The following is a 25,405-nucleotide window of genomic DNA, read 5'->3' as shown; positions in this document are numbered from 1 at the left end:
TTTTTCTCAATATATTCCCAATATATTCAATAGGGTAATGCTCTTATGGTTCAATTCTTTTTTCGACGTTTAGGGATGATTATTCCTACCTTTATTGGTATCACGCTCTTAACGTTTCTCTTTATTCATCTCATTCCTGGTGATCCGATCTTAATTCTCGCCGGTGAGCGCGGGATTACCCCTGAGAAATATGCCGAGCTTCGGGCGCAATTTGGCTATGATCAACCTTTTATTGTGCAATATTGGGATTATCTCAAGGGCGTATTACAAGGGGATCTGGGCAATTCTTTGGTTACGCAGCGCCCGGTTTGGAGCGAGTTTTTGCCAAGATTCAAGGCAACATTAGAGCTTGGCATTTGTGCAATGATCTTTGCGGTGGTTGTGGGTGTTCCTACAGGAGTCATTGCCGCAGTGAAGCGGGGTTCGATCTTTGATCATACGGCGGTCGGGCTCTCCTTAACCGGTTATTCAATGCCGATCTTCTGGTGGGGAATGATGCTCATTATGTTGGTATCGGTTAATCTCGATTTAACGCCGGTATCAGGACGCATTAGCGATATGGTCTTCTTAGATGATAGCGAACCGCTGACCGGATTTATGCTGATCGATACCTGTTTTTATGGGGAAGAAGGCGATTTTTGGGATGCGATTCATCATCTGATTCTGCCGGCGATTGTCTTAGGCACCATTCCTCTTGCGGTGATTGTTCGGATGACGCGCTCTTCAATGTTAGAAGTGTTGAGTGAAGATTATATTCTGACTGCAAGAGCGAAAGGTTTAGGGCGCGCGCGCATTATTTTAATTCACGCTTTAAGAAATGCCTTAATTCCGGTGATTACGGTGATTGGCTTACAAGTGGGGACGATGTTAGGGGGCGCAATCTTAACGGAGACGATCTTCTCTTGGCCTGGTGTAGGGCGTTGGCTCATTGAAGCGCTACAACGGCGGGATTACCCGGTCGTACAAAGTGGTGTACTTTTAGTGGCCTCATTGATTATTATCGTCAACTTTTTAGTGGATCTGCTCTATGGTTTTGTAGATCCCCGTATTCGACATAAATAGGAGCGACAGATGACACATCATAATCGAGACTTAAATGTCCTATTAGAAGATGGGGAGATGCGGTTAGAGGAGAATCGACCGGTAGATCCTGAGCTTCTACTCTTAAAGGCCCCGCAAGGCGCTTTTGCCCAATTTTGGCGCTATTTTAGTAAAAATCGGGGTGCCGTTGCAGGTTTGATCTTTATTCTATTCATTATTATCGTTGCACTTGCTGCACAGTGGATTGCCCCCCATTCGCCGGCAGAACAATTTCGAGGGCATCTCTTAATGCCACCGGTTTGGATGGAGGGCGGTTCGTGGCAATTTATCCTCGGCACTGATGATGTGGGCCGAGATATCTTAAGTCGGCTAATTTATGGCGCGCGGCTATCGCTTCTCGTGGGCGTTGTCGTCGTGATTGTATCCTTAATTTTAGGGATAACCCTTGGGCTATTAGCAGGCTATTTTGGCGGTATTTTAGAGAGCATTATTATGCGCGTTGTGGATATTATGTTAGCGCTCCCTAGTCTTCTGCTTGCGTTAGTGTTAGTGGCGATCTTTGGGCCCTCTATTGTCAATGCCTCTATTGCGCTTGCTTTTGTGGCGTTACCTCACTATGTACGCTTAACCCGGGCAACGGTGATGAGTGAGATGGAGAAAGATTATGTGGTGGCCTCAAAAGTCGCCGGAGCACGCCATACTCGGCAGATGTTTATCAATATTTTGCCCAACTGTTTAGCGCCTTTAATTGTGCAGGCCACATTAGGGTTTTCCAATGCGATTTTGGATATGGCTGCATTAGGATTCTTAGGGATGGGCGCACAACCACCGACACCGGAGTGGGGCACGATGCTCTCAGATGTCTTGCAATATACTCAATCTGCTTGGTGGGTTGTGGCATTTCCGGGCATTGCGATTTTATTAACGGTATTAGCATTTAACCTGATGGGCGATGGTCTGCGGGATGCGCTTGATCCGAAGCTAAAGGTTTAAGGGGGAGAGAATGACACTATTAAGCGTAGACCAACTGACAGTGGAGTTTGGTGAAAAAGGGGATCGTTTCCGCGCGGTAGATCAGATCAGCTACTCTGTTGATGCCGGTGAAGTGGTCGGTATTGTTGGGGAATCGGGCTCGGGTAAATCGGTGAGCTCTTTAGCGATTATGGGCTTGATTGATTTCCCGGGAACGGTGACGGCAGAAGCACTTCATTTTAATGATATTGATCTGCAAACCTTATCTCACAAAGCGCGCCGGAAGATTTTAGGGGCGGATGTGGCGATGATTTTCCAAGATCCGATGACGGCATTGAATCCTGCATTTACGGTGGGTTATCAGATTATGGAGACCTTAAAGGTGCATCAAGGCGGCAGTCGCCGAGCACGTAAAGCGCGGGCGATTGAGCTGCTCACAGAAGTCGGGATTCCCGATGCCAAGAATCGATTGTCGCTCTATCCTCATCAGTTATCAGGGGGAATGAGTCAGCGGGTGATGATTGCCATGGCGATTGCTTGCCGGCCGAAATTACTCATTGCCGATGAGCCGACAACGGCACTTGATGTCACGATTCAAGGGCAGATTATGAATCTGTTATTGAAGTTACAACAAGAGCAGAATATGGCGCTACTGCTGATTACCCACGATTTAGCGTTAGTGGCGGAAGCGGCGGATAAAATTGTCGTAATGTATGCCGGGCAAGTGGTGGAAATAGCTAAAGCGGATGCGATTTTTGCACATCCACTACATCCTTATACCGAAGCCTTGTTGAAGTCATTGCCAGAATTTTCACAGGGGAAATCCCGCTTAGAATCGTTGCCGGGTGTGGTGCCGGGGAAATATGATCGCCCAAGTGGTTGTCTACTCAATCCTCGCTGTCCTTATCGTCAGCCCCTTTGTATGGCAAAAGAGCCTGCCTTAGTGGCAGTAGAGGATCATTGGGTGAAATGCCATTTTCCATTAATCACAAAAAGAGAGATGCCGGTTCAAAAAGACGATACGGCAAAGGGTGAGGAGGTGAATTATGTATAGAGAACATCAAGCAGATGCCACATTACAGATGGTAGGCGAAGCGCCAAAAACCATTGTAACCGAACCCTTAGAAGCGACGACAGAAACGGCGGCAGATTCAGCAGAGACGCCTAAAGGAGGTCATAGCGACATTCAAGCCTTATTAGTGGCGGAAGATTTAACGAAATATTACACCGTTAATCGTGGGCTCTTTCGGGGAAAGGGGAGCGTTAAGGCGCTCAATGGGATCTCGTTTACCTTAGAAAAAGGACGAACATTAGCGGTTGTAGGAGAATCAGGCTGTGGTAAATCCACTTTGGCCAAAGTCTTAACGATGATCGAAACGCCAACCGGTGGTGCGCTTTTATACAAAGGGGAATCGCTATTGGCGCGATCAGCGGAAGTGGAATCGATTCGCCGGCAGAAGATTCAGATTATTTTCCAAAATCCGTATGGTTCACTCAATCCTCGAAAGAAGATTGGTAAAATTCTTGAAGAGCCGTTACTGATTAATACTGATCTCTCGGCAGATGAGCGCAAATCACGAGTCTTAGCGATGATGGAAAAGGTGGGGCTTCGTACGGAATTTTATGATCGCTATCCCCATATGTTCTCAGGGGGGCAGCGGCAAAGGATTGCTATTGCGCGAGGATTAATGCTCAATCCTGATATTGTAATAGCCGATGAGCCAGTCTCAGCGCTCGATGTCTCGGTGCAAGCGCAGGTTCTTAATCTGATGATGGATCTGCAAGCAGAGCTTGGGCTTTCGTATCTCTTTATCTCGCACGACTTATCGGTGGTGGAACATATTGCCGATGATGTGATGGTAATGTATCTCGGCAAGACGGTAGAAAAAGCGAGTAATGAGGCAATTTTCCGCTATCCACTTCATCCTTATACTCAAGCGCTCTTATCAGTGACACCGCGCTTAAATAGCGAGAATAAGCGGGAGAAGATTACATTACAAGGGGAGTTGCCAAGTCCATTGAACCCGCCAGAGGGCTGCGCTTTTAATACCCGTTGTCCGTTTGTGATGACAAAATGCCGGCAAGCACAACCGGCGTTGAAGCGATATCTTGATCCCGATGGACATCCTCACGAAGTGGCGTGTTTTAAACTAGATGATCTATCTGAAGCGCAAGCAAATTAACGCGAACAATTAGGATGATTCAATGAGAATTATTGAATGAGCCTGATCACTTCAATGTTGTAGTGTGAATGTACACTATAGTAATATCGGTTCAAAAGAAGCTTATTAAAATGCCGGCGCATCGGCTGATTGAGGCAAGGAAGCTGTTCTATCCTGCATCTTGCAAGTGTTGGTGAGCCAGGTTTTATCTTCTTTTAAAACCCCACAATAGCTGTTTAAAAGCCATTTTTCTTAAACCAAATTTACTATATTTTGTAAGACAAAAAGAAAAGGTGTCACAGCGGACAGTTGTGACACCTTAATACTGTTATCTAGTCAAAGGTATGGAGACATGAAAAGATAACGTGATAAAAGAAATTCTAATTTTAATTTGTTGTCGACATTATAGACTGAAAGAGGCGTGATTTTAAGGATAAACTGATCTTTTTTGTAGATTTTTTGTAGTATGTTTTTGAAAATGCACATTCTTATCGAGTTAACAACCTTTTACTAAAAAGGTTGTTTGGCAAAAAAGGGATAATTTTTCCGAAATTATTTAGAAAACTGCACTAATTCATTGAAATGGTATGTAAATATCTTATAAAAAAGACTATTATTTATAATGGGATCGATACAAAACTAGAATGGAATCAATCCTCAAATAAGCGAATCATGCCTATCTGAGGATTGAGCTGTCACGACAGAGGATAGATCGTAGCTGATGAATTATAAAATGCTACAGATCATCTACTGATCATGAAAGATATTTTTCAAGAAGTTTTGCGCGCGAGTGCTCGGCGTACCATTGAAGAAAGCCTCTTTAGAGAGATCGTCATAGATCTCACCGCTATCGATAAAGATTACCCGACCGGCCACGCGTTTGGCAAAACCCATTTCATGGGTTACACACATCATCGTCATCCCCTCTTGTGCAAGTTCTGTCATCACATTTAAGACTTCATGCACCATTTCAGGATCAAGCGCCGAGGTGGGCTCATCAAAGAGCATCACTTTCGGATCCATCGCTAAGGCGCGGGCAATGGCTACCCGTTGCTGCTGCCCACCGGAGAGCTGCGTAGGGTATTTACCAAGATGGGCTTTTAAACCAACGCGATCTAATAGCGCAAGGGCTTTACTATGCGCTTCCTCTTTAGATCGTTTAAGTACCTTCATTTGGGCGAGCATTAAATTCTGCTCAATCGTCATATTCGGAAAGAGCTCAAAGTGTTGAAACACCATCCCTACTTCCGCGCGGACTTGATTGATATTGACCTTAGGATTAGCCAAAGAGTGACCATTGATAATGATATCCCCTTGCTGAAAAGGCTCAAGCCCATTAGCGCACTGAATTAAGGTGGATTTCCCTGAACCGGAGGGACCGCAGACCACAACCACTTCTTTTTCGGCAATTTGAGTTGAGCAGTTTTTCAAGACCTGAAATTGACCATAAAATTTACTGACATTTTGATAAGTGATCATGCGATTTGTCTCCTTTTTTGCAAATAGTGCACAAGACGAGAAAGGGTGAAACAGATAATAAAGTAGGTAAAACCGGCAAAGAGAATCATCTCCATTTTGGCATTATTGTTGTAGCCGATAATATCCGTTGTTCTAAAGAAGTCATTCAGGCTCATAATGTACACAAGCGAGGTATCTTGAAAGAGGATAATCGCTTGCGTCAAAAGAAGCGGGACCATATTGCGAAGCGCTTGAGGGAGAATTACATAATAGATGGCTTGCGCCCGATTCATTCCTAAGGCGAGAGAGGCGCTCATCTGCTGTTTGCGTACGCTCTTGAAGCCGGCGCGGATAATCTCAGAATAGTAAGCCGCTTCAAAGAGAGAAAAGGCAATAACCGCCCACATTAAGCGAACGCTACTACTATTGCCTAAGCCAAAATATTGTTGAACCGTCGGACCGATCGCAAGATAAAACCACATTAACACCATAATGAGCGGGATCGAGCGAAAGAGATTCACATAGGCGGTGGCCAAAAAAGCAATCGGGCGCGGAGCATAGAGCCGAAGAACGGCAAGAATAATTCCCCAAACCATTCCGACTAAAATCGCGATCACCGTGATCTGTAAACTCACCCCTAAGCCTTGGAGTAGAAAATCGCTATTTTCCTGAAGGATATGCCATAAACTGCTAAAAGAGAAATTCCCCATATTAAGCCTCCTTAGCGGTGGGTAGCGCGGTCCATCGTTCAATGATTTTCATAATAAACATTAAGGCCACATTGATGATGATATAAGCGATGGTCACGAGGATAAAAGATTCATAGGCTTTAGCCGTATAATCATTAATTTGTGCAGCTTGCCGAGTGAGCTCTGCAAGACCAATCGTTTGTAGCACCGAAGAGTTTTTGAAGATGTTAAGGAGCTCAGAAGTCATCGGTGGCAGAATAATCCGTAATGCTTGCGGTAAGATGACATAGCGATAGGCTTGTAATGTAGTCATCCCGGTGGCAAGGGCTGCACGTAGTTGCCCTTTGGCGAGGGACTCGATACTTGAGCGCACCTGTTCAGCGACTCGTGCAGAGGTAAAGAGCCCAAGGCAGAGAATTCCGGCAGTCATAATTTGGACAATGGGATCTTGCATTTTGATCCATTGACTAAAGGGTTCCGGCATCAAATTCGGCCAAACGTAGTACCAGAAGAAGAGTTGGACGATAAGCGGCACATTACGCAGACATTCCACATAGGTTGCGCCGAGAAAACGGAGGGTTTTACTAGGAAGCGTGCGCATTGTTCCGACAATAATACCGAGCACAAGGGCGACAATCCAGCTACTACTTGCGGAGATGATTGTCCACTTTGCACCTTCTAGCAACCAATCAAGATAGGTTTCATTTATAACCGCTTCTTGAGAGAGCATTGAAAAATCTAAACCAAACATAGAAAACCTTTTTATTGTTTACACAATGTGCTTACACCATAAAATAATTGTGAAATCATAGAGATAAACTGATTATTTGAGTATTTGAGCCAAATAGAGATACGGAATAGACACATAAGATAGACGCGAACTAACCACTGAGAGAGTCTAGGTGATTCTCTCAGTAGTCTTTCTACTTTTGATGATTTGCGCCCTATATCGTCTTAATGATCAGCGCACTGACAAATTACGATCGGCGATCATCGTGATTATCGTGAGATCAGCGCTTCTTATGGACAATATTCCCTATGGCGATTGATTTACTCATAAGGTTTATCAGTAGGCGCTGCAAAAAGCGCTTTCATACTCTCAGAGAGCGGGAATTCAAGGTTCACATTACTCGGTGGAATTGGCTGTGTAAACCAGCGGTTATAGATTTTTTCTAGCTCGCCACTCGTCGCTAATTCGGCAATCACTTCATCAGCAAGGGCTTTAAATTGCGGGTCATCTTTGCGCATCATACAGGCATAAGCCTCTTGCCCTTGTGATTCCCCTGTTACAACCCAACGATCAGGTTGTGGGGATTTCGCCCGTTCACCATAAAGTAGTGAATCATCCATCACAAAAGCGACACCTCGATTATCGGCAAGCATCATAAATGCATCGCCATGATCTTTCGCCGCTTGAATTCGAATATTAGCGCCTTTTTCCGCATTCATATTACGAAGTACACGTTCAGAAGTGGTTCCTGCTGTAGTAATGACCACTTTATCTTTTAGGTCATCAAAACTATGAATGCCTGATTTGGCATCGGTAATCATCCGAATATTGATAATAAAGATGGTATTTGTAAATCCGGCCTCTTGTGCCCGAGCGGTATTATGGGTTGTGGAACCGCACTCAAGATCGATCGTGCCATTTTTCATTAAAGGGATACGATTTTGTGAGGTGATCGGTACCAATTTTACATCGATTTTTTTCCCTAATTTCTTCTCAATCCCTTCAACGATTTTGAGGCTGATTTCGTGGGAATAACCGATCACATTTTGTTGATTATCATAGTATGAATAGGGAATGGAGGACTCTCGATGTCCTAAAGTGATGGAACCTGAATCATTCACTTTTTTGAGAGTACCGGTGAGTTCTTCGCCATTTGAGAGCGCAGGGAAAACGAGCAGGCTGCTAAGCGCAAGCCCAAGAAGGGTCTTTTTCATTGTATCTATCCTCTGATGGTTTACGGCTACTATTGTGTGAAGCCGCGATTTTTAATATTTTGTTGTTATTGTTGTAATCGATCTTGTGGGATCGAGATTACAGGTTGCCGATTTATGCGGTAGCGCTACAGAATATATTGCCACACTTTCGAGTTGTATTATTGTTAGACAACCTATCTTTAGATATAAACTAGCTATATTTAAAAAGCAATGAAATAGAATAATTATTTTTTTAAATCAAAAACCTATTGTTAGTTTAAAATCCGTTAGAATGGGGTAAAAGTAATGCGTGTATGCGAAATAATACAGGGTAAAATAACTCTCAATTGAATGTTGCAATGCGGATAGGATAGAGCTTATGAAGAAAAAATTAGTCGTATTAGGTAGTAGTAATGTGGATTATATTTTAAAAGTTCCCCATTTTTTAGCGCCAGGAGAAACCCTTGCCGGCGATCATTACCAAGTGGCACTGGGGGGTAAAGGGGCCAACCAAGCAGTAGCGGCAGGTCGAGCAGGTGCGAATATTCACTTTATCTCTGCTGTCGGAGATGATGAGATGGGGACAGCTGCCATTGCCCAATTTGCCAAAGATCAGATTCAAACTGAATTTATTAAAGCGATCCCGAATGAAAAAACCGGCGTTGCTATGATTTTTGTGAATCAAGAGGGGGAGAATATGATCGGCATTTATGCCGGCGCTAATGCCCATGTGAATGTGGATTTTATCACCCCTTTAATGCCACAAATTACTGAGAGTGATGCGCTCTTAATGCAGTTAGAAACCCCGATTGAAGCGCTTGAGTTAGCCGCGCAAAAAGCAAAGGAAAAAGGCGTGTTAACGGTGCTCAATCCAGCACCTGCAAAAACCCTTTCAGATCAATTTTTAGCCAATATTGATCTAATTACGCCGAATGAAACCGAAGCTAAAATTTTGACGGGGATCGAAGTCATTGATGATGCGAGTGCCGATAATGCAGCGCGTATTTTGCATCAAAAAGGGATTGAAACCGTCATCATTACTTTAGGGAAACGGGGCGCTTGGGTGAGCCGCAACGATCGAGATGCACAGAGAATTACAGGGGAATTAGTGCCGGGATTTAAGGTAAAAGCGATTGATACTATTGCTGCCGGCGATACCTTTAATGGCGTATTAGTCACTGCACTTTTAGAGGGGGAAACGCTCGAAAAAGCAGTCGTGATGGGGCATGCGGCAGCGGCTTTAGCAGTGATGAAAGAGGGGGCTCAACCCGCTATTCCTTGGCGTACTGAGATTGATGATTTTCTGAAAGAGATGAGTAAAAATTAATCAGATTTCAGATTTCAGATAAAGAGGCTTTATCTAGCAGTCTTCATTAAGAAGACTGCTGTACTATGATTAGAGAGCACCTCTAAGGAGAGATTATGAGTAAAATGGGATGATCATTTTGCTTTTTTATCTGCTTCTCGAGGCGCTCTTTTCAATGGGCTATTACCGATCTCTTTTTGGATCGCTTCTCTCTTATTGATGAAATATTTTTCAAAAATTTTTATAAAAGTAATCTTAGGATTATCAATAGCTAGAGAGCACTATCCTGATTAAAAATGGATAAGCCTTTACAAAAATGTTTGCTTTTTGCAAAAGGCTGTGATTATTATAACGAACGCAAACGAAATGCGTACTTTATCAAGAGTGGTGGAGGGACAGGCCCTGTGAAACCCGGCAACCTGGATACGAAAAAGGTATCTAAGGTGCTAACTCCTACAGTAAAACCGAAAGGATTTACTGAGAGATAAAAGCGATTGGATTCTAACCAACACTGCTTGATAAGACAAAAGTGTTGGTTTTTTTATGCCAGCTCAATTGTCAAAAGCTCAAATCCCCTTAGGTCAATCGAGGATTCCAATAAGAATCCAATAAGATTCAAATGAGACCAACGGAGAGTTTGAGGGAAATGAACAATGATGAATGAGAATTTCAGAGAGAAGATCTTATAGAGAATATCTCATAGAGAAAATCTTATAGAGAAAATCTTATAGAAAGCCTTTCATATTGAACACTTCCTAAATATTTTAAGAAATTATTGTAATTATTTTCAATTGATAAGCACTCACTGGATAGAAAAGGAGACAATCATGGCTGTCGCACACATTTTAGGATTCCCTCGTATTGGCGCAAAACGTGAATTAAAATTTGCATTAGAGAAGTATTGGCGCGGGGATATTTCCCAAGAGGCCCTATTAGACGTGGCTCGTACGGTTGAGGAAGCTGCTTGGCAAGCACAACAAGGACTCGATCTATTAACTGTTGGCGATTTTACTTTCTACGATCATATTTTAGATACTTCAAGCCTTCTAGGAGTCATCCCGCCGAGATTTAATCACCCTCAAGGGGAAGAAGTGAGCCTTGATACCTATTTCCGAGTAGCACGGGGTAGGGCGCCCACCGGCGAAGATGCGCCTGCCTCAGAGATGACAAAGTGGTTTGATACCAACTATCACTATATCGTGCCGGAAATCACTAGGAATCAAACCTTTACCCTCTCTTCTCAAAAGCTCTTTGATACCGTAAAGCGGGCGAAAGCGTATGTGGCGCAAAATGCCAATGACAACAATGAGCCTCAAGCGGTCAAAGCGGTATTAGTGGGCCCATTAACGTGGCTTAAACTGAGTGCTATTAAAGGAGAGACTTTCTCTAAACTTACTTTAGTACCGGCCTTAATCGAGGCTTATCGTGCGATTTTAGTGAAACTTGCCGAGAGCGGGGCGGATTGGATTCAGATCGATGAGCCGATTTTAGCCTTAGATCTCTCTGATGAATGGCGAGCGGCATTTACTACCGTTTATGAGGCTTTAGCTGCGGTGAGTGATCGCTTGATTCTCACAACCTATTTTGATGAAATTGGTGATAATCTTAATACGGTCAAAACATTGCCGGTAGCAGGGTTACATATTGATGCGGTACGAGGGGATCTTGATTCGGTAGCATCTGCCTGGCCGAGTGATAAAATTTTGTCAGTGGGATTGGTGGATGGTCGTAATATTTGGGCGAATGATCTAGCGAAAAGCTTAACGATTTTAGAACCCCTTGCTAAACAGTGGGGTGATCAATTGTGGGTGGGCTCCTCTTCTTCTCTTCTGCATGTGCCGGTCGATCTCAATGCCGAGGAGAAACTCGATGCGGAAATTCGCAGTTGGCTAGCATTTGGTATTCAGAAAATTACCGAAATTGAAGTATTGACCCAAGGGTTAAATCAAGGAAGAGAAGCTGTGAGCGATGCTCTAGCGAAAGCAAGTGCTATTCAAGTTTCACGTGAAACGTCCACTCGAATTCACAATAGTGCTGTTGCCAAACGAATTGCCGACATTCGCCCAGAAGATGCTAAGCGCAATGATCCTTTTACGGTGCGCGCAGCGCTACAAGCAGCTAAATTCCAATTACCTCTTTTCCCAACAACGACAATCGGTTCATTCCCACAAACAGGGGATATTCGTCAAACTCGATTACAGTACCGTTTAGGGGGAATTAGTGAGGCAGAATATAAAACGGCGATTCAAGCACAGATTCAATATGCTATTGAAGAGCAAGAGAAGCTCGGTCTAGATGTTTTAGTGCATGGTGAAGCTGAGCGGAATGACATGGTGGAGTATTTTGGTGAGAACTTAGATGGCTTTGCCTTTACTCAATTTGGTTGGGTACAGAGTTATGGTTCTCGCTGCGTCAAACCCCCGATTATTTATGGGGATGTTGCTCGTCCGAAAGCGATTACTGTTGAGTGGATTCAATATGCACAGAGTTTAACAAATCTTCCGGTAAAAGGAATGCTTACAGGTCCCGTTACCATTCTTTCGTGGTCCTTCCCGCGGGATGATGAGTCCGATGAGACAACTGCTTATCAAATTGCTTTAGCCTTGCGTGATGAGGTACAAGATTTAGAAGCAGCCGGCGTACATATTATTCAGATCGATGAGCCGGCGATTCGAGAGCTATTACCGCTTCGTAAAGCACGACAAGCGGCCTATCTTGAGTGGGCAGAGCGTGCCTTTAGATTGAGTAGTTCCGGCGTTGCGTCCACCACACAGATTCATACTCACATGTGTTATTCCAACTTCAATGAGATTATTCACTCGATTGCCAATCTCGATGCCGATGTGATTACGATTGAAACGTCCCGCTCTCACATGAAACTGCTCGATGTTTTCAGGGAGTTCCAATATCCAAATGATATCGGCCCTGGGGTTTATGATATTCACTCCCCGCGAATTCCCACGACGCAAGAGATCGAAACCTTGATCGAACGGGCGACGGAATATCTGCCGAAAGAGCGGATTTGGATCAACCCTGATTGCGGTCTTAAAACTCGAGGATGGGATGAAGTACGCGAGGCATTGAATCACCTTGTCGCTGCGACTAAATCGCTACGTCAAAAGTATCAAGCAGAGTAATATCATTGCTTTTATGGTTGTCATTATTAGTGACAATGAATCATTATATTGAATCAGCCTCATTGTGTGACTTATCCCTATCTATTGTTTATCACTAAACAGGATAGGGATTTTTTTGTCTATGCTGATTACAAGCGACAGGTCGGCATTTGGATCAGTCTATTTTGAACTGATCTTGCTTTTATTATTTCAAACTATTTTGCTTCTAAAGAGCGTAGCCATGCGATCTCATCTTTCCAAATTTCCGGCTCAATGGTTTCGAGAATTAATGGCATATTGCGAAAACGATCATCTTGCATAATATAGCGGAACGGTGTTTCACCAATCTCCCCTTTGCCTAAACTATGGTGCCGATCCACACGACTAGCGAAAGCCCCTTTAGAGTCATTGAGATGGAGCGCTCGAAGATAATCAAACCCAACAACTTTATCAAAAGTTTCAAAAGTTTGATCGCAGCCCTCTTCAGTTCGAAGCTCATAGCCAGCCGCAAAGGCGTGGCAAGTATCGATACAAACGCCCACACGACTCTTATCTTCTACATCTTCGATGATGCGCGCAAGGTGTTCAAAATCAAAACCTAAGTTTGAACCTTGTCCGGCGGTATTTTCAATCACGGCGGTCACGCCTTTTGTCTGATCTAATACCATATTAATGGATTCCGCAATGGTAGCTAAGCAATCATTCACCGGCATCTTATTGAGGTGGCTACCGGGATGGAAATTGATGAGTTCAATGCCGAGCTGTTCACAGCGTTGAAACTCATCTAACAGTGCATTACGAGATTTCGCTAATTGTTCAGGATCGTGGTGACCAGGATTAATCAGGTAACTCGCATGGGGCAAAATATGTTTCGGTGAGTATTGATAGACTTGTAAAAAGCGTTGATAGCTCTCAATATCTGCTTTTTTAAGCGGTGGTCCTTCCCAGCGACGATTATTCTTGGTGAAGAGAGCAAAAGCATTCGCGCCAATCTCATGGGCATTTTTCACACTATTTTGTACACCACCTGCGGCGCTCACATGCGCACCGATATAATATGTCATCATTGATCCCTTATTTTGTTCATTATTAGGATCTATTGTACTCAATTTGGCAAAAAAATCCTTTTTAAAGGATTGATCACGACTATTAATGCTGTAAAAAGAGAGACGATTCATTGAAGCCGGTTCAATCATATAAAGAAGGATCGCTTCTTATGAAACGATCCTTTTAGCTATTTTTTGTTTATGGTGAGTAATCTACCATTAATCATTCTACTGAATATTTAAAGCATCATGATTTGTTAGACTCTGTCTTATTAAAATCAGGGTGATTGACTTGACGATATTGTTGAATCGCCTCGGCAATCCCTTCACCGCCCACTTGCGAACGAACATATTGACCTGAGAAGAGCGCTTGTTCTGCTTTTGCCTCTTCAGATTTATCGGTTAATGAGAAGATCATCGTCACGATAAAGGCAATCGGAATCGAGAAAAGTGCCGGGTTGTTATACGGTAGAATACCCTCACCATTACCTAAGACTTTCCCCCATACTTCAGGGCCAAGGATAATCATAATCACTGCAGAAACTAAACCTGCCGCACCTCCAATGACAGCGCCCCGTGTGGAGAGCTTTTTCCAATACATCGAGAGGAAGAGTAGTGGGAAGTTCGCCGATGCACCGATAGAGAACGCAAGCCCTACGACAAAGGCGACGTTTTGATTTTCAAACATCATCCCTAGCAGAATCGCAATGACGCCCAATGCAATCGTTGTATAACGGGAGATTTTCAGCTCCGTTTGCATGTTCGGTTTCCCTTTCATGATCACATTGGCATAGATATCATGACTAATCGCAGAAGCCCCCGAGAGTGTTAAGCCGGCAACAACGGCTACGAGTGTGGCAAAGGTCACCGCTGACATAAATCCTAAGAAGAGATTACCACCGACTGCGTGAGCAAGATGGATCGCCGCCATATTATTCCCGCCAATGAGGGATTCTCCGCTCATATACTCCGGTACACCCATCACATAGACAATAGCACCAAAGCCGATAATAAACATCAAGAGATAGAAGTAGCCAATAAAACTTGTGGCATAGAGTACAGATTTACGCGCTTCTTTGGCATCTTTAACGGTGAAGAATCGCATAAGAATATGGGGCAACCCAGCCGTTCCAAACATTAAACCAACGCCGAGAGATATCGCATCAATGGGATTTGGGAATTGTAATCCTGGCTTCATAATATCAATGCCTTTTGGGCTCTTCGCAATGGCATTACTAAAGAGCGTTTCGAGGCTAAAGCCAGACCAATAGAGCACAACGACAGACATTAATGTTGCGCCAAAGAGAATCAAGACTGCTTTAATCATCTGCACCCAAGTGGTCGCTAACATTCCACCAAAGAGCACGTAAAGGACCATTAAAACCCCTACGATCATTACCGCTAAACCATAGTTAAGGCCAAAGAGTAACTCAATGAGTTTCCCCGCACCCACCATCTGCGCAATGAGATAGAGCAGTACAATTGCCATTGTGGAGAACGCCGCTAAAATTCGAATAGGGCGCTGTTTTAAACGGTAAGCAGTCACATCGGCAAAGGTAAAACGGCCGAGGTTCCGGAAACGTTCCGCCATTAGGAAGAGAATCACAGGCCAGCCAATAAAGAAGCCGAAAGAGTAGATTAACCCATCATAACCCGAGGTGAAGACCATCGCCGAGATACCCAGGAATGAGGCAGAGGAGAGATAATCTCCGGCAATCGCTAAACCATTTTGAAAGCCAGATAAACCGCCACCTGCAGTATAGAAATCAGAGGCTGACTTCGTTTTATTCGCCGCCCAGAAGGTGATATAGAGGGTTGCTAAAACAAAGACGAAGAACATCGCAATCGCCGTCCAATTCTTTCCTCCGGATGCATGTTGGGCAAAAGCAGTAGAGAGCAGCGGTGAGCTGATAATGAGTCCGGCAACGAGTGTTCCAAAGCGCATTCTATGCCTCTCTTGATTTTGCTTTACGGGTAGAGAGTGTGAGGATGCACTATTTAGGTATTGACTATTTGAGCGTCTATTATTTAAGCGTTTCATTCGCGGCCTCCTCAAGTAGCGCTTCATTCATAGGGTCGAAGACACGATTCGTTTTTTGAATGTAGTAAGCGGTTAAGAGAATGGTCCAGATAATCAGAAAGAATCCGGCGATAATTCCCCAAGTTGTAACACCTCCCTCTACAATCGGTTTGGCCACAAGATCAGGTGCAAAGGCTACTGCGAGCATGAGCAGAATATAAAATCCGAGCGTAAGCGCGAGAAGCGTTAAGCTAAAGAACTGTTTCTTTTTGACAATTTCATAAAATCGAGGGGATTGACCGACCGCGGTAATCATCTCATCATAATCGCGCTCTGCGCGTTCCTCCGTAAGATGTGTGGACATCTTGACCTCCTTTGTTGTTATAAAAAATAGGGTAGGGACTTAAATATCGTTATTATTTTTCTTATACGTTATTTTTCTTATACATTATTTTTATATTATTTTATTTGTTCGCTAGATGAACGTTTGTTCTTATAATGTAATAATTTAAAACTATCATAGCTATTTTTTTATAGCAATAGAGAGCGGGTCTCTTTGTGATAAAAAGAAGTCGTAGATGGTCATTTAATTGCTTGAAATTAATTGGAAATATGATCTTAATCGGGGGTTATTGATTCGATTGTCGATCTAATGAACATGGGCTCGGAAGAGATCAAAGGCATAAAAAAAGCGCTCAAAGAGGATTTCCAATGAGCGCTTTGTATCGGTTTTTATAGAAGTTGATTAATCAAAAACACGATATTGTATAGATTTGTTGCGAATAATATTATTAGATAACGCGAGAGAAGCGATTATCATTTTTTTGCAGATAAGCATCGAAGACCATGCCGATATTACGAATTAAAAGGCGACCGGCATCTTGTACATAATACTTATCTTTATCCACAATGATTAAGCCATCATCTTGCATCGCTTCAAGCTCTGGAAGATCCGCTTTAAAATATTCCCGCGCATCGATATTGAAATCTCGGCTCACTTGATCAAGATCGAGTTTGAGATTACACATAATTTCTGTAATCACATGCCGGCGAATCACATCATCGCGCGTGAGTTTAACACCGCGCATAATAGCGAGTTGGCCACTATCGATCCGCTCTTCATATTGCGGCATCGTTTTGGCATTTTGTGAGTAGATATCCCCAATTTGCGAGATTGAAGAGACGCCCATTCCTACAACATCACAATCCGCATGCGTACTATAGCCTTGGAAATTCCGGTAGAGTAGACCCTCTTGCTGTGCAATCGCAAGTTGATCTGTGGGTTTTGCAAAGTGATCCATCCCAATATAGACATAGCCGGCATCCGTTAGACGCTCAATCACCAATTTAAGGATTAAGAGCTTCTCTTGTGGCGATGGCATATCTGCGGCATTCATCTGCTTTTGTGTTTTAAAGAGATGGGGCATATGCGCATAGTTGAAGACGGAGAGACGATCAGGTGAGAGCGCGATAATATCATCAAGGGTACGATCAAAGGTCTCAACAGTTTGGAAGGGTAATCCATAGATCAGATCGATAGAGATGGAGTTAAAGCCACATTCTCGCGCTGCCGTTAAGGTTTCGATCGTGATCTCTTTCGGTTGAATACGATTGACCGCTAATTGCACTTTATCATCGAAATCTTGCACGCCCATACTGAGGCGATTAAAACCGATAGAGCGAAGGAAACGAACCGTATCGGCATTCGCTTCCCGAGGATCAACCTCAATAGAGACTTCCGCCTCATCATTCGGCAGTAGATTAAACTCTTCGCGGGTTTTATCCATTAAGGCACGCATCTCATCATGAGAGAGGAATGTCGGTGTCCCACCGCCCCAATGTAATTGTTTTGCCGGCGCGCGGTTACTAAAGAGTGCTCCTTGCATCTCCATCTCTTTGAAGAGACGTTCAAGATAAGGTTCAGAGCGTTTACGATTTTTGGTGATAATTTTGTTACAACCGCAGTAGAAACAGATCGTAGCGCAGAAAGGAATATGAAAATAGAGAGACAGCGGATTAAGCCTTTCATTAGAGGCTTTCGCCGCTTCGATATACTCTTTGTTGCCAAATTCGTCGGTAAATTGCACTGCCGTAGGATAGGAAGTGTAGCGAGGGCCTGCTTTATCGTATTTCGCGATGAGGGCTTCATTAAATATTTTATTTGTCATATTACCTATATACTCTAATGATAAGCTTCTGCTCGAAGGGGGACGAATGATCTTTGTTAACATCATAGGCTAACAAAGGACATTCAAAGTGTTTTATCATAATTTATTTGATCAATTATAACGGAAACAAGGATATTGTGACGGTTTTATCCTGATTTGTTAAGCTAAGAATATAAATTAGCGCTATACTTTAAACTTATATGATCTTTCAATAGCTGATTGAAATTTTTTTAGAGCAACAGAGGAGATACAAGATGCGTCGTACTAAAATTGTAGCAACATTAGGTCCTGCAACTGATAGACCCGGAGTTTTAGAGGGGATCATCAAAGCTGGCGTGAATATCGTCCGTCTAAACTTCTCTCATGGAGAGCATTCAGAGCATGAAGCACGGGCCGCCGCAGTGAGAGAGGTTGCTAATAAGCTAGGTGTTAGAGTGGGGATTCTCTCTGATCTGCAAGGTCCTAAAATTCGTATCGAAAACTTTATCGATGGAAAAGTAGAATTAGAAGAGGGACAAACTTTTGTTCTCGATAGTAATCTTGATGAAGATGCCGGCACTAAAGAGCGCGTTGGCATTGCCTATAAAGAGCTTGTAAATGATGTGAAAATTGGCGATATCCTGCTGCTTGATGATGGGAATATCGTGGTTGAGGTGACCGGGGTCACTGAAACTGAAATTCAAACTAAAGTGATTACCGCAGGCCCATTATCTAACCGTAAAGGTCTTAATCTTAAAGGGGGCGGTTTATCGGCCGCGGCTTTAACGGATAAAGATAAAGAAGATCTGATCTGTGCTGCTAACTTTAATACCGATTTTATCGCCGTCTCTTTCCCTAAAACCGCTGCTGATATTGAAGAAGCGCGTGAGCTTCTCGTCAAAGCCGGTTCAAATGCCGGGATTGTGGCGAAAATTGAGCGTACAGAAGCATTGGATAATATCGATGAAATTATCGAAGCCTCAGATGCGATTATGATTGCCCGTGGCGATCTTGGCGTTGAGATTGGCGATGCAAAATTGGTGGGCGTACAAAAACGCTTTATTAAACGGGCGCGTCAACTTGATAAAGCGGTTATTACTGCAACACAGATGATGGAATCAATGATCGAACATCAATCACCAACTCGTGCGGAAGTGATGGATGTGGCGAACTCAGTATTAGATGGCACCGATGCCGTAATGCTTTCAGCAGAAACAGCAGTGGGTAAATATCCTGAAAAAACGGTTCAGGCAATGTCAGCAATCTGTCAAGGTGCTGAGAGTGAAATTGATTATTCGGATGAGGGGTATTCACTTCGCGAGGAGCCTTTCAAATTCGAGCGGACTGATGAAGCGATTGCAATGTCATCGATTGTGCTTGCAAACCACTTTGATATTAAAGCAGTAGCTTGCTTAACAGAAACAGGGACGACAGCGCTCTTAATGAGCCGTGTGACCTCACAATTGCCAATTTATGGGATTACCCGTAATGAAGCAACTTGCGGTCGCCTGACAATCTGCCAAGGTGTGCAGCCAATTCTTTACGATTTTAAACCATCACCTGATGATGAGATTGTCCGTCAAGTAGTGAAGGTGTTAAAAGATCACGATGCTGTGGAAACCGGCGACCGTATTCTCGTAACCTTTGGTTCATTTAACTTCCAACAAGGTGGTACCAACTGCCTTAGAATCGTAACAATTGACTAAAATTGACTAAATTGCGATCAAAGTAAGAAAATAGCGAAAAAAGAGTTGCAGACAAGGATTTTTTCTCTATAATAACACTTCTTACATGGAGGCGTGGCCGAGTGGTTGAAGGCACCGGTCTTGAAAACCGGCAACGGGTTAAACCGTTCGTGAGTTCGAATCCCACCGCCTCCGCCATATTAGTGAGATAAAGCCCTGTTTTTACAGGGCTTTTTTCTTGCCTGGAATTTAGAGTGGTATAGAGTGGTATCTATTTGGGCATCCTTAAGAATAAAAGATAGATATAGGTCATATATCCGAGTATAATTTTTACACAATAATATAAATTACTTAATGAGAGAGTTGCATGAAATTTCAAACAGGCTTAAAAGAAAAAGATGTAACTAGCGAAGAGATATTTAAAGATCGCCGAAATATTTTAAAAGGGCTTGGATTTGTCGGGGCATCTCTTCTACTCTCACAAGTTCCAGTGAAAGCTGAATCATTATCGGATGAGCTTACACCGGAAAATAAAATTACAGGGTATAATAATTTTTACGAATTTGGCTGGGATAAATCAGATCCTGCGAGATATCAAAATCGCTTTAAATCAGACCCTTGGCAAGTTGTGATCGATGGAGAGGTTAATGCGCCGATAACACTTGACCTAGATGATCTTAATAAAATTGCACAAGAAGAGCGCATTTATCGTTTTCGTTGTGTAGAAGCGTGGTCGATGGTGATTCCTTGGTTAGGTTTCCCTTTAAGTGCGTTGTTGAAATTAGCCGATCCCACGAGCGAAGCGCGTTATGTGGCCTTTGAAACACTTTATGATCCGGCACAATTCCCAAATCAAGGGGGCGGCTCTTTTGGTGGCTTTAGCTTTCCTTATGTTGAAGGTTTGACGATCGAGGAAGCGATGCATCCATTAACGTTTATGAGTATGGGGCTCTATGGGAAAAAACTGCTCCCTCAAAATGGCGCACCTTTAAGATTAGTGGTGCCCTGGAAATATGGATTTAAGAGCATTAAGTCTATTGTTAAGATTACATTAACTAAGCATCAACCGAGAACAACTTGGAATATGAGTGCACCTCATGAGTATGGTTTTTATGCGAATGTGAATCCCAATGTTAGTCATCCAAGATGGTCTCAAGCAAGTGAGAGAATTATTGGAACAGAGGGGCTATTTGGTGCAAAGCGGCGTAATACAGAATTATTTAATGGGTATTCTGAGGTTGCGAGCTTATATACAGGGATGGATCTTAAAAAGAATTACTGATGAATCGGCTGCTTATTTTAAAAATCGCTTGCTGGATAGGTGTTATTCTCCCCTTACTTTGGCTGATTTTTAAACTTTTAAATGGGGCGTTAAGCGCGGATCCCGCGAAAGATATTCAACATTTTACGGGGCAAATTGCATTAAGAGTGCTCTTGATCACCTTAATCTTGTCTCCCTTAGTCTATCTTTTTAAATGGAGTTTATTCAATCGAGTAAAGCGATTATTGGGGCTGGCTTCATTCTTTTGGGCCTGCGCTCATGTGATGAGTTATTTTGTCTTTGAGTTGAGCTTAGATCTCACCCTCTTTATTAGCGAAATCCTCGAGCGGCGCTACTTGCAAATTGGTGCAATTGCATGGCTTGGACTCTTCATTCTTGCGATGACCTCTTTCAAAGCGGCGATGAGGCGTTTAAAAAAGTATTGGAAACGTATCCATAATATGGTCTATCTTATTGCTGCTCTAATCATCATTCATTATTACCTCTCTTTAAAACTCAAGCAGGTAGAGCCTCTGATTTATGGTTTTATACTGCTATTATTATGGGGTTATCATATCTATCGAAAAGTGAAAAAACAGCAACGCTAGATGCTTTACAGCCGTTGGGTTTGATGCTCTCGGCGACTCTATATAATATAGTAAATCTGGTTTAAGAAAAATGGCTTTTAAACAACACTTGCATGATGCCGGATAGAACGGTTTCCTTGCCTCTATCAACTGATGCGCCGGTATTTTAATAAGCTTATTTTGAACCGATCTCACTATATAACATCAAACTATGCTCACACTCAAGATACCAAACCTACCGGCCCACGATCGATAAAGGAACGAGATCATTCGCTCCGGCGATGAGATTAATTTTCTTAGTGATTCTGAATAAAGCAGACTCACGGCGGGAGGGAATGTTTGCAAGTCCAGAGTAACCGCGCGCCCGCAAGTGAGCGATTCTTAATCTCTCGGCAATGGATTGATCCCGGCATTTAAGATGCCAAACCTGCCGGCGCGGGATTACCGGAAGAACGGGATCATTCGTTCCGGCGATGCGGTTAATCTTCTTATGAAACATCTATAACCATAAAGATAGCACCCACTTTTGAGATGTGGGAAAACTTTTAGAAATTTTTTATTCTCATTAAAAGTTCATCCCCGGCGGGAGGGAATGTTTGCAAGTCCAGAGTAACCGCGCGCCCGCGTGAGAGTGATTCTCAATCTCTCAGCAATGAATCAGATCCCGGCACTTAACTTCTCAAACAACTTCCCAGCATTCAAGAGATTCCCCGGCGCGAAAGCACCTCAACTGCCGGCGCGGGATTGATGAAAGAACGAGATCATTCGCTCCGGCGAGGCGGTAAATCTTCTTATGAAACATCTATAACCATAAAGATAGCACCCACTTTTGAGATGTGGGAAAACTTTTAGAAATTTTTTATTCTCATTAAAAGCTCATTCCCGGCGGGAGGGAATGCTTGCAAGTCCAGAGCAACCGAGCGCCCGCTGATGAGCGATTCTCAATCTCTCGGCAATGGATTGATCCCGGCATTCAAGAGATTCCTGGGCGCGAAAGCACCACAATTGCCGGCGCGAGATTGATGGAAGAACGAGGTCATTCGCTCCGGCGATGCGGTTAATCTTCTTATGGAACATTTATAACCATAAAGATAGCACCCACTTTTGAGATGTGGGAAAAAGATTAGAAATTTTTTCCATCCTAATCAAAGTCGATGACGGCGGGAGGGAATGTTTGCAAGTCCAGAGCAACCGAGCGCCCGCGTGAGAGTGATTCTCAATCTCTCGGCAATGAACCAGATCCCGACACTTAACTTCTCAAACAATTATCCAGCCTTCAAGATACTTCACAGCGCGAAAGCGCCTCAACTGCCGGCGCGGGATTGCTAAAAGAACAAGATCATTCGCTCCGGCGATGGGGCAAATCCTCTTATGAAACATCTATAACCATAAAGATAGTAGCCACTTTTGAGATGTGGGAAAACTTTTAGAAATTTTTTATTCTAATGAAAACCGATGCACGGCGGGAGGGAATAATCGCGCAACCAGAGCAACCGAGCGCCCGCGCGAGAGTGATTCTCAATCTCTCGGCAATGAACCAGATCCCGACACTTAACTTCTCAAACAACTTCCCGGCATTCAAGATATTTCACAGCGCGAAAGCGCCAGAACTGCCGGCGCGGGATTGCCGGAAGAACAAGGTCATTCTCTCCGGCGAGGCGGTTAATCCTCTTATGAAACATCTATAACCATAAAGATAGCACCCACTTTTGAGATGTGGGAAAACTTTTAGAAATTTTTTATTCTCATTAAAAGCTCATTCCCGGCGGGAGGGAATAATCGCGCAACCAGAGCAACCGAGCGCCCGCGTGAGAGTGATTCTCAATCTCTCGGCAATGAACCAGATCCCGGCACTTAACTTCTCAAACAATTATCCAGCCTTCAAGATACTTCCCGACACTTAACTTCTCAAACAACTTCCCGGCATTCAAGATATTTCACAGCGCGAAAGCGCCAGAACTGCCGGCGCGGGATTGCCGGAAGAACAAGATCATTCGCCCCGGCGGTGTAACGGATCTTCCTGTTATCTTCAATTAATTTAAAGCCTAGAGCCCTATTAATTCTATTCCAACCATTCTACTTCCTAACTCAAAATCACGTGAGGATAGAAGCGGGAAAGATCTTGCGTAATGCGGGAATGATCTTCGCGAACGGAGAGCCCACAAGCGCTATCGCCGACAATCCAGCTACCGAGTACCACGTGGCTCCCATCGAACACCGGCAGTTTCACATATTCTTGGATAATAGAGCCTTCTACGCCATAAGGGCCATCAGCACTTTCAAGGATTTCACCATTTTCTACAATCTCTACATTCGCCCCTTCTCGTGAGAAGAGGGGTTTTTTCACATAGTTCGTTAAGGTTTTAGCCTTAGGATCATTCGCAAAATAGGCCGGCAATAGATAATGGTGATTCGGGAACATCTCCCATAATAGTGGCAATAAGGCTTTATTCGACAAAATCGCTTTCCACGCAGGTTCAAGCCACAGGGTGCGATTCATATCGAGATAATTCGCAAAATCTTCCCCAAGCATAAATTCCCAAGGATAGAGTTTGAAGATCGCTTGAATCACTTCATCTTGAAGATCGGTATATTCAAGTTCGCTATTAATGCCAATCTCTTCGATATAGAGAAATTCTGTCTCAAGGCCTGCTTCAATCGCGCAATCCTTCAGATATTCAACGGTTCCACGATCCTCTTCCGAATCTTCGCAGCAGCTAAAGAAGAGCTTTGTTACATTATGGTAAGCCCGTAAATCGCCAAAGCGGGAGATCAGTTTTTCTTGAATGCTATTAAACTGATCCGCAACCATCGGCAGTTTTTTCGCTTCAATCTGATCTTCTAGCCAGAGCCATTGAAAAAAAGCGCTCTCATAGAGTGATGTTGGGGTATCCGCATTATATTCCAACATTTTGAGATTGCCGGCGCCATCGTAGGCAAAATCAAATCGGCCATAGAGTGACGGTGCGCCTTGTTCCCAAGATTCGCGAATATAGCGCCAGCTTTGTGGGGGAATTTGAAATTGCTCTAACAACCGCTCACTTTTCACAACACGATCAACGGCAGCCAGTGCCATTTGATGTAACTCTTCTGTGGCCTCTTCAATCAGTTCGATCTCTTTAAGACCAAATTGATAGTAATAATCTTCGCACCAATAGCGCTCACCATACATCGTATGAAAATTAAAACCATACTCTTCGGCTTGCGCTTGCCAATGTGGGCGCTCTTCAATCGCAACGCGTTTCATCGATTAACCACCTGAAGAGAAGCTACGGCGACTATTGCTAGAAGCACTTGAGGATCTGCTATTTGTCGTCGATTTTGCTGAAGAAGCTGCCATATTCTGTTTAGACACCATCTGCCCAAATCCACCTCGGCGCAGGGTTTGTCCAGGTTTACCCGGTTTAAGGTCATTTTGATTAACCTTCACTTTACTGCCCGGCGTGACATTACCGAAGTTTTTACCGCTTGCATCATAAAGATTACCTTTACCAGCGCCTGCTTGTGGTGCATAGAGCGGTTTGTGGGCTCCAAAGCCACTCATCATTCGACCAAAGAGGAACCCCGCCATTAATGGCATCCAGATACTACCGCTTGATTGTTGTGCAGTGGCATTTTCAGGATTGACCGGTGCAATTTGGCAGTTATTTTCACCAAATTCCGCAACGCAATCCTCTCTTGAGGTAAAACGAGGCGCGGTTTCTAAAGCTTCCTGTTGTGCTTTTGCAAAAGTGGTTTCACATAGTGCCTTATCATCAGGATTGTAGCGCACGCACTCTTCAACATTGCGATACATTGACACTTCTTCGGTTTGCGCATCGCTATTATTACAGGCTGCCACAATAAAGGCCGTAGCGACGATTGCCGCTAAAGGCTTTAAGCGCAATGATTTGGGCTTTTTACGAAATTTATCAAGATTAATAGTGGTCGTACGTTTACGCATTCTAGAACTCCATGATCAATAGGTTTGATTTACCATATAATGTATCACC

The 25,405-nt window shown here is 43.6% G+C and carries 22 protein-coding genes, 1 tRNA gene and 1 riboswitch; of the genes, 12 read left to right on the top strand and 11 right to left on the bottom strand.

The genetic code is table 11. The features are described from left to right. Positions 1 to 45 precede the first annotated feature (45 nt). From dppB to WMO13_RS09560, 4 genes are read left to right on the top strand one after another with little or no spacing between them, the layout of a single operon-like run. The gene (gene dppB, locus WMO13_RS09575; RefSeq protein WP_026879550.1) at positions 46 to 1,062 is read left to right on the top strand and encodes a dipeptide ABC transporter permease DppB; all 1,017 of its coding nucleotides are present in this window, start codon (positions 46 to 48) and stop codon (positions 1,060 to 1,062) included. Positions 1,063 to 1,119: 57 nt separating this feature from the next. Continuing rightward, positions 1,120 to 2,034 (top strand): dipeptide ABC transporter permease DppC, encoded by a 915-nt coding sequence (gene dppC / locus WMO13_RS09570; protein ID WP_026879549.1) that lies wholly within the window; start codon positions 1,120 to 1,122, stop codon positions 2,032 to 2,034. A 10-nt stretch (positions 2,035 to 2,044) separates the two neighbouring features. Beyond that, the gene (gene dppD / locus WMO13_RS09565) at positions 2,045 to 3,067 is read left to right on the top strand and encodes a dipeptide ABC transporter ATP-binding protein (protein WP_026879548.1); all 1,023 of its coding nucleotides are present in this window, start codon (positions 2,045 to 2,047) and stop codon (positions 3,065 to 3,067) included. Positions 3,068 to 3,095: 28 nt separating this feature from the next. Then, positions 3,096 to 4,196, top strand: coding sequence for a peptide ABC transporter ATP-binding protein (locus tag WMO13_RS09560; protein WP_084331547.1), 1,101 nt, complete (start codon positions 3,096 to 3,098; stop codon positions 4,194 to 4,196). 726 nt (positions 4,197 to 4,922) lie between these two features. Here the strand turns inward: WMO13_RS09560 and WMO13_RS09555 are convergent. The 4 genes from WMO13_RS09555 to WMO13_RS09540 all read right to left on the bottom strand — a co-directional run bounded on the left by WMO13_RS09555 (position 4,923) and on the right by WMO13_RS09540 (position 8,266). After that, positions 4,923 to 5,654, bottom strand: a complete 732-nt coding sequence (locus WMO13_RS09555; protein ID WP_026879546.1) for an amino acid ABC transporter ATP-binding protein — start codon at positions 5,652 to 5,654, stop codon at positions 4,923 to 4,925. Next, positions 5,651 to 6,343, bottom strand: a complete 693-nt coding sequence (locus WMO13_RS09550; protein WP_051396330.1) for an ABC transporter permease subunit — start codon at positions 6,341 to 6,343, stop codon at positions 5,651 to 5,653. The genes WMO13_RS09555 and WMO13_RS09550 overlap by 4 nt, the downstream gene beginning before the upstream one ends. A 1-nt stretch (position 6,344) precedes the next feature. After that, a complete protein-coding gene (locus WMO13_RS09545; protein WP_034856204.1) occupies positions 6,345 to 7,073 on the bottom strand; it encodes an amino acid ABC transporter permease in 729 nt (242 codons plus the stop codon). Between the two features lie 299 nt (positions 7,074 to 7,372). Beyond that, a complete protein-coding gene (locus WMO13_RS09540) occupies positions 7,373 to 8,266 on the bottom strand; it encodes a glutamate/aspartate ABC transporter substrate-binding protein (protein ID WP_026879543.1) in 894 nt (297 codons plus the stop codon). Between the two features lie 358 nt (positions 8,267 to 8,624). On the opposite strand from WMO13_RS09540, the gene rbsK reads away from it, so the two are divergent. Both rbsK and metE read left to right on the top strand, forming a co-directional pair. Further along, entirely contained in the window at positions 8,625 to 9,572 is a 948-nt protein-coding gene (rbsK, locus tag WMO13_RS09535; RefSeq protein WP_026879542.1) for a ribokinase, read from the top strand. Positions 9,573 to 9,923: 351 nt separating this feature from the next. Then, positions 9,924 to 10,042, top strand: a riboswitch (SAM riboswitch). Positions 10,043 to 10,378: 336 nt separating this feature from the next. Continuing rightward, the gene (gene metE / locus WMO13_RS09530) at positions 10,379 to 12,688 is read left to right on the top strand and encodes a 5-methyltetrahydropteroyltriglutamate--homocysteine S-methyltransferase (RefSeq protein ID WP_026879540.1); all 2,310 of its coding nucleotides are present in this window, start codon (positions 10,379 to 10,381) and stop codon (positions 12,686 to 12,688) included. Positions 12,689 to 12,882: 194 nt separating this feature from the next. Here metE and nfo read toward each other — a convergent pair whose 3' ends face one another. From nfo to hemN, 4 genes are all read right to left on the bottom strand, one after another. Next, on the bottom strand, positions 12,883 to 13,731 hold the full coding sequence (gene nfo, locus WMO13_RS09525) for a deoxyribonuclease IV (RefSeq protein WP_026879539.1): 849 nt from the start codon (positions 13,729 to 13,731) through the stop codon (positions 12,883 to 12,885). Positions 13,732 to 13,960: 229 nt separating this feature from the next. Continuing rightward, entirely contained in the window at positions 13,961 to 15,658 is a 1,698-nt protein-coding gene (locus WMO13_RS09520; protein ID WP_026879538.1) for a cation acetate symporter, read from the bottom strand. A 79-nt stretch (positions 15,659 to 15,737) separates the two neighbouring features. Further along, the gene (locus WMO13_RS09515; protein ID WP_034856201.1) at positions 15,738 to 16,097 is read right to left on the bottom strand and encodes a DUF485 domain-containing protein; all 360 of its coding nucleotides are present in this window, start codon (positions 16,095 to 16,097) and stop codon (positions 15,738 to 15,740) included. A gap of 427 nt (positions 16,098 to 16,524) precedes the next feature. Next, a complete protein-coding gene (gene hemN / locus WMO13_RS09510; RefSeq protein ID WP_026879536.1) occupies positions 16,525 to 17,901 on the bottom strand; it encodes an oxygen-independent coproporphyrinogen III oxidase in 1,377 nt (458 codons plus the stop codon). A 254-nt stretch (positions 17,902 to 18,155) separates the two neighbouring features. On the opposite strand from hemN, the gene pyk reads away from it, so the two are divergent. The 4 genes from pyk to WMO13_RS09490 all read left to right on the top strand — a co-directional run bounded on the left by pyk (position 18,156) and on the right by WMO13_RS09490 (position 21,434). Beyond that, positions 18,156 to 19,586, top strand: coding sequence for a pyruvate kinase (gene pyk, locus WMO13_RS09505; RefSeq protein ID WP_026879535.1), 1,431 nt, complete (start codon positions 18,156 to 18,158; stop codon positions 19,584 to 19,586). An 87-nt stretch (positions 19,587 to 19,673) separates the two neighbouring features. Further along, a tRNA-Ser gene (locus tag WMO13_RS09500) sits at positions 19,674 to 19,763 on the top strand. Positions 19,764 to 19,932: 169 nt separating this feature from the next. Next, positions 19,933 to 20,847, top strand: coding sequence for a protein-methionine-sulfoxide reductase catalytic subunit MsrP (gene msrP, locus WMO13_RS09495; RefSeq protein ID WP_026879534.1), 915 nt, complete (start codon positions 19,933 to 19,935; stop codon positions 20,845 to 20,847). After that, a complete protein-coding gene (locus tag WMO13_RS09490; protein WP_026879533.1) occupies positions 20,847 to 21,434 on the top strand; it encodes a sulfite oxidase heme-binding subunit YedZ in 588 nt (195 codons plus the stop codon). Before msrP ends, WMO13_RS09490 begins: the two co-directional genes overlap by 1 nt. Before the next feature lie 214 nt (positions 21,435 to 21,648). Here WMO13_RS09490 and WMO13_RS09485 read toward each other — a convergent pair whose 3' ends face one another. Further along, the gene (locus WMO13_RS09485; protein ID WP_026879532.1) at positions 21,649 to 21,912 is read right to left on the bottom strand and encodes a hypothetical protein; all 264 of its coding nucleotides are present in this window, start codon (positions 21,910 to 21,912) and stop codon (positions 21,649 to 21,651) included. A gap of 400 nt (positions 21,913 to 22,312) precedes the next feature. Between WMO13_RS09485 and WMO13_RS09480 the strand changes: the two genes are divergently transcribed. Next, positions 22,313 to 22,474 carry a hypothetical protein gene (locus tag WMO13_RS09480; RefSeq protein ID WP_342386848.1) on the top strand — a complete coding sequence of 54 codons (162 nt, stop codon included), beginning with the start codon at positions 22,313 to 22,315 and terminating at the stop codon, positions 22,472 to 22,474. A 384-nt stretch (positions 22,475 to 22,858) separates the two neighbouring features. After that, a complete protein-coding gene (locus WMO13_RS09475; protein WP_342386847.1) occupies positions 22,859 to 23,101 on the top strand; it encodes a hypothetical protein in 243 nt (80 codons plus the stop codon). A gap of 395 nt (positions 23,102 to 23,496) precedes the next feature. Here the strand turns inward: WMO13_RS09475 and WMO13_RS09470 are convergent, their stop codons facing one another. Continuing rightward, on the bottom strand, positions 23,497 to 24,660 hold the full coding sequence (locus WMO13_RS09470; RefSeq protein WP_026879531.1) for a glutathionylspermidine synthase family protein: 1,164 nt from the start codon (positions 24,658 to 24,660) through the stop codon (positions 23,497 to 23,499). Between the two features lie 3 nt (positions 24,661 to 24,663). After that, the gene (locus WMO13_RS09465) at positions 24,664 to 25,356 is read right to left on the bottom strand and encodes a DUF1190 domain-containing protein (RefSeq protein ID WP_026879530.1); all 693 of its coding nucleotides are present in this window, start codon (positions 25,354 to 25,356) and stop codon (positions 24,664 to 24,666) included. Positions 25,357 to 25,405 lie beyond the last annotated feature (49 nt).

Origin of the sequence: Ignatzschineria larvae DSM 13226 (assembly GCF_038500265.1) — a bacterium.
Lineage (GTDB): Bacteria > Pseudomonadota > Gammaproteobacteria > Cardiobacteriales > Wohlfahrtiimonadaceae > Ignatzschineria > Ignatzschineria larvae.
This window is presented reverse-complemented; position numbering and strand designations above follow the sequence as displayed.

Excerpts from the sequence above, each read along its gene's own strand:
- rbsK (WP_026879542.1), top strand. The coding sequence starts at position 8,625 with ATGAAGAAAAAATTAGTCGTATTAGGTAGTAGTAATGTGGATTATATT.
- WMO13_RS09465 (WP_026879530.1), bottom strand. The coding sequence starts at position 25,356 with ATGCGTAAACGTACGACCACTATTAATCTTGATAAATTTCGTAAAAAG.
- WMO13_RS09470 (WP_026879531.1), bottom strand. The coding sequence starts at position 24,660 with ATGAAACGCGTTGCGATTGAAGAGCGCCCACATTGGCAAGCGCAAGCC.
- pyk (WP_026879535.1), top strand. The coding sequence starts at position 18,156 with ATGCGTCGTACTAAAATTGTAGCAACATTAGGTCCTGCAACTGATAGA.
- WMO13_RS09540 (WP_026879543.1), bottom strand. The coding sequence starts at position 8,266 with ATGAAAAAGACCCTTCTTGGGCTTGCGCTTAGCAGCCTGCTCGTTTTC.
- WMO13_RS09475 (WP_342386847.1), top strand. The coding sequence starts at position 22,859 with ATGAAAACCGATGCACGGCGGGAGGGAATAATCGCGCAACCAGAGCAA.
- WMO13_RS09550 (WP_051396330.1), bottom strand. The coding sequence starts at position 6,343 with ATGGGGAATTTCTCTTTTAGCAGTTTATGGCATATCCTTCAGGAAAAT.
- msrP (WP_026879534.1), top strand. The coding sequence starts at position 19,933 with ATGAAATTTCAAACAGGCTTAAAAGAAAAAGATGTAACTAGCGAAGAG.
- nfo (WP_026879539.1), bottom strand. The coding sequence starts at position 13,731 with ATGACATATTATATCGGTGCGCATGTGAGCGCCGCAGGTGGTGTACAA.
- WMO13_RS09515 (WP_034856201.1), bottom strand. The coding sequence starts at position 16,097 with ATGTCCACACATCTTACGGAGGAACGCGCAGAGCGCGATTATGATGAG.
- metE (WP_026879540.1), top strand. The coding sequence starts at position 10,379 with ATGGCTGTCGCACACATTTTAGGATTCCCTCGTATTGGCGCAAAACGT.
- WMO13_RS09555 (WP_026879546.1), bottom strand. The coding sequence starts at position 5,654 with ATGATCACTTATCAAAATGTCAGTAAATTTTATGGTCAATTTCAGGTC.
- dppD (WP_026879548.1), top strand. The coding sequence starts at position 2,045 with ATGACACTATTAAGCGTAGACCAACTGACAGTGGAGTTTGGTGAAAAA.
- dppB (WP_026879550.1), top strand. The coding sequence starts at position 46 with ATGGTTCAATTCTTTTTTCGACGTTTAGGGATGATTATTCCTACCTTT.
- WMO13_RS09520 (WP_026879538.1), bottom strand. The coding sequence starts at position 15,658 with ATGCGCTTTGGAACACTCGTTGCCGGACTCATTATCAGCTCACCGCTG.
- WMO13_RS09485 (WP_026879532.1), bottom strand. The coding sequence starts at position 21,912 with ATGTTTCATAAGAAGATTAACCGCATCGCCGGAACGAATGATCCCGTT.
- hemN (WP_026879536.1), bottom strand. The coding sequence starts at position 17,901 with ATGACAAATAAAATATTTAATGAAGCCCTCATCGCGAAATACGATAAA.
- dppC (WP_026879549.1), top strand. The coding sequence starts at position 1,120 with ATGCGGTTAGAGGAGAATCGACCGGTAGATCCTGAGCTTCTACTCTTA.
- WMO13_RS09560 (WP_084331547.1), top strand. The coding sequence starts at position 3,096 with ATGGTAGGCGAAGCGCCAAAAACCATTGTAACCGAACCCTTAGAAGCG.
- WMO13_RS09545 (WP_034856204.1), bottom strand. The coding sequence starts at position 7,073 with ATGTTTGGTTTAGATTTTTCAATGCTCTCTCAAGAAGCGGTTATAAAT.
- WMO13_RS09490 (WP_026879533.1), top strand. The coding sequence starts at position 20,847 with ATGAATCGGCTGCTTATTTTAAAAATCGCTTGCTGGATAGGTGTTATT.